This window comes from Streptomyces synnematoformans, assembly GCF_039531005.1.
Classification (GTDB): domain Bacteria; phylum Actinomycetota; class Actinomycetes; order Streptomycetales; family Streptomycetaceae; genus Streptomyces; species Streptomyces synnematoformans.
Genome location: NZ_BAAAPF010000546.1, coordinates 1 through 2,550 on the forward strand (window position 1 = coordinate 1; position 2,550 = coordinate 2,550).

The following is a 2,550-nucleotide window of genomic DNA, read 5'->3' on the forward strand; positions in this document are numbered from 1 at the left end:
TGTCGGGTAGACCCGGCGCATCGCTGCGCCGGGTCCCCCTCAGAACCGGGCTCGCGGGCTTTCCCCGCACCTCGGCTCAAGCAAGCCCCAGGGGCATTACGGGATTTGAAGATGTTTCGGCCTTCCTGCGGCCGCGTTGGAACTCCTGGTCGCAGGAAGCGTGCACAAGGCGTGATCGTCTTCCCTCCGATGTGCTTCTGTCGTGGGTGAGATAGCTGGCGGCTATCGCCCGGCGAATGAAGCTCAGCCACCAACGTTCCCACTCCAGCGGAGATTGGGGCGGCTGTTCGGCGAAGAGAAGGTGTTCCCCACACAGCGGGCACCGCCCGCCCTGCTTGGCGAGCAGGCTCAGGTTGTAGCCGTCCAGCGGAGGTTTGACCTTTCGTCGCCGCTCGGTCCAGTACTCGGCCAAATCGGGATCATCCGGGGATGCCCCTGACTTGATGAGTTGGTGGCGAACGATCTCGGTCCAGGAGAACATGACCAGGTGGGTGACCTCGCCTCGGTCGGTGACCGAGGTCCGGTCGCCAAAGATCCACCGGTTGTTCCTGAACCTATTGAACTTGCCGTAGTAGCGATTGGCAATCCACCTCTTCGGCTTGTTCGGGTGTTTGTGTCTGGCCCATTTAAAGGTGATCCACCACACGTAATGGTCCAGCTTTGTGAAGATCCTGCTGGACACCACCCCCCGGTAGTAGGCAGCCCAGCCCCGAATAATCGGGTTGAGCTTGGCGATTACCGCCCTCGCGCTCCAGCCACGCATGCCGCGCACCTCGTCCGCGAGCCTCTTCCGGATACGCCTTACCGCATCCTGGCTTGGTTTGATGAGCAGCTTGCCGTCGCTCCCGTTGCGGTAACGGCGGATATTGAAGCCCAGGAAGTCAAAGCCCTCTTCGAGATGTACGACTTTCGTCTTTTCCTCGTTGAAGACCAAACCTCTGGGCGCCAGCCACTCGGCGAGCTTCGCTTTGACCTGCTCCGCCTCCTGCTTGGAGTAGCAGCAGACGACCAGGTCGTCGGCGTACCTCACCAGGACCGGAGTCCCTTCCATCGCCCTTCCGGCAGCATTGCCGGTCAGGTGGTATCTGACTCCGGCGGCCTCCTCCAGCCCATGAAGTGCCACGTTCATCAGCAAAGGACTGATCACACCGCCCTGGGGAGACCCCGTATCAGTCGGCGTGAACTCCCTTCCTTCCATCACCCCGGCTTTGAGCCACCTCTCGACAAGCCCCCTGGCCGGGAACGCATCGCGGGCTTCCAGTAGCCTCGGATGGTTGATGTTGTCGAACGCGGCCGATAGATCAGCGTCCAGAATCCACACCCTCTTACCCGGTCGCCCACGACGACTGCTGAGAGTGTTGAACAAGGTACCGATCGCATCGGCGCAACTTCTACCCGGCCGAAACCCATAGGAGCGGGGTTCGAACCTGGCCTCCCACTCGGGCTCCAGCGCATTACGCACCCGCGCCTGATGGCACCGGTCCATGATCACCGGAATTCCGAGAGGCCGCTGCTTTCCATTGGCTTTCGGAATGTACACGCGCCGAACAGGCATCGGATCCCAGGTCTTGAGCGTTCGATGCACCCGCATCGACACCTCGGCCCTGGTTTCCGACGAGAGAGCGACGGCCCCGTCGACTCCCGCTGTCCGACGTCCTGCATTGCGTTGAGTTACCTGGCGGACACTGACCAACGTGTTCGACCAAGACCTCAACATCATCTTCTGCAAGGACCGGACTACAGCCCAGTCCTTTTCCCGCGTTGCCTTGAAGATCCTCTGCCGTAGCCTCATTACGTTCTGCTCGTGGGCACGCCAACTGATGGCGTCCCAGTCCAGATCGCCCACAGGTCCGTTCACCTTGACGGCGTCCAACTTGTCCCTTGGTTCATGAGGATTCCGACTTCAGCGTTCAAAGGCTCACCTGCCCACGTCAGCGCCCTTTCGGGCCCGGCAGCAAGGCCGGCATCCGGCCGGTTCCCCGTCACCACCGCTTGGAGGAGCGACTTCTCTGTGACGCGTCCCGTTGCCTTTCGGCCACCGGCATCCGCTTCTTGAGCATCCTGTCCCGCCGAGGAGTTCCGCCCCTCTTGCGATCGGCCTACCGGGCCACCTTGATGACCCCGACCCCGACGGGGTTTCCACGTTCCGCGTATGCGAGATGCGACCGGATTGGATGCTCCTCTAAACTCCGAGGCCAGCGGTGTTCCCACGTCCGACGCGGCGGTTCGGACGCCGCTTTCCGCCTCTGCCAGCGGCCAGGCCCTGACCCTGGTTCTCGTCCCCGTCACCCAGAGCTATCATTGACGAAGCCTCATCGAGGAGTTCACTGACGTTCACCCGTCCGGTCTTCCCCTTGCCCGGCGCCCCCGCGACGGAGAGGGGGTTCCTTGGGCGTCTTCCCTGAGCTTCGCACCCCCGACAGGCAGGACCTGCGGACGCACGTCAAGGCGGGGACTGATCTCGAACACTGATCAGAAACTACGCATCGGGCATAACCCGTCTCCAATCTGCGAGTTCACTCGCCATACGCGACCTCGTGTCGCACCGCC

The 2,550-nt window shown here is 62.2% G+C and carries 1 protein-coding gene; it reads right to left on the minus strand.

The window, feature by feature from the left end:
- Positions 1 to 76: 76 nt before the first annotated feature.
- Positions 77 to 1,846, minus strand: coding sequence for a group II intron reverse transcriptase/maturase (ltrA, locus tag ABD317_RS35760; RefSeq protein WP_344296021.1), 1,770 nt, complete (start codon positions 1,844 to 1,846; stop codon positions 77 to 79).
- Between the last annotated feature and the right edge of the window lie 704 nt (positions 1,847 to 2,550).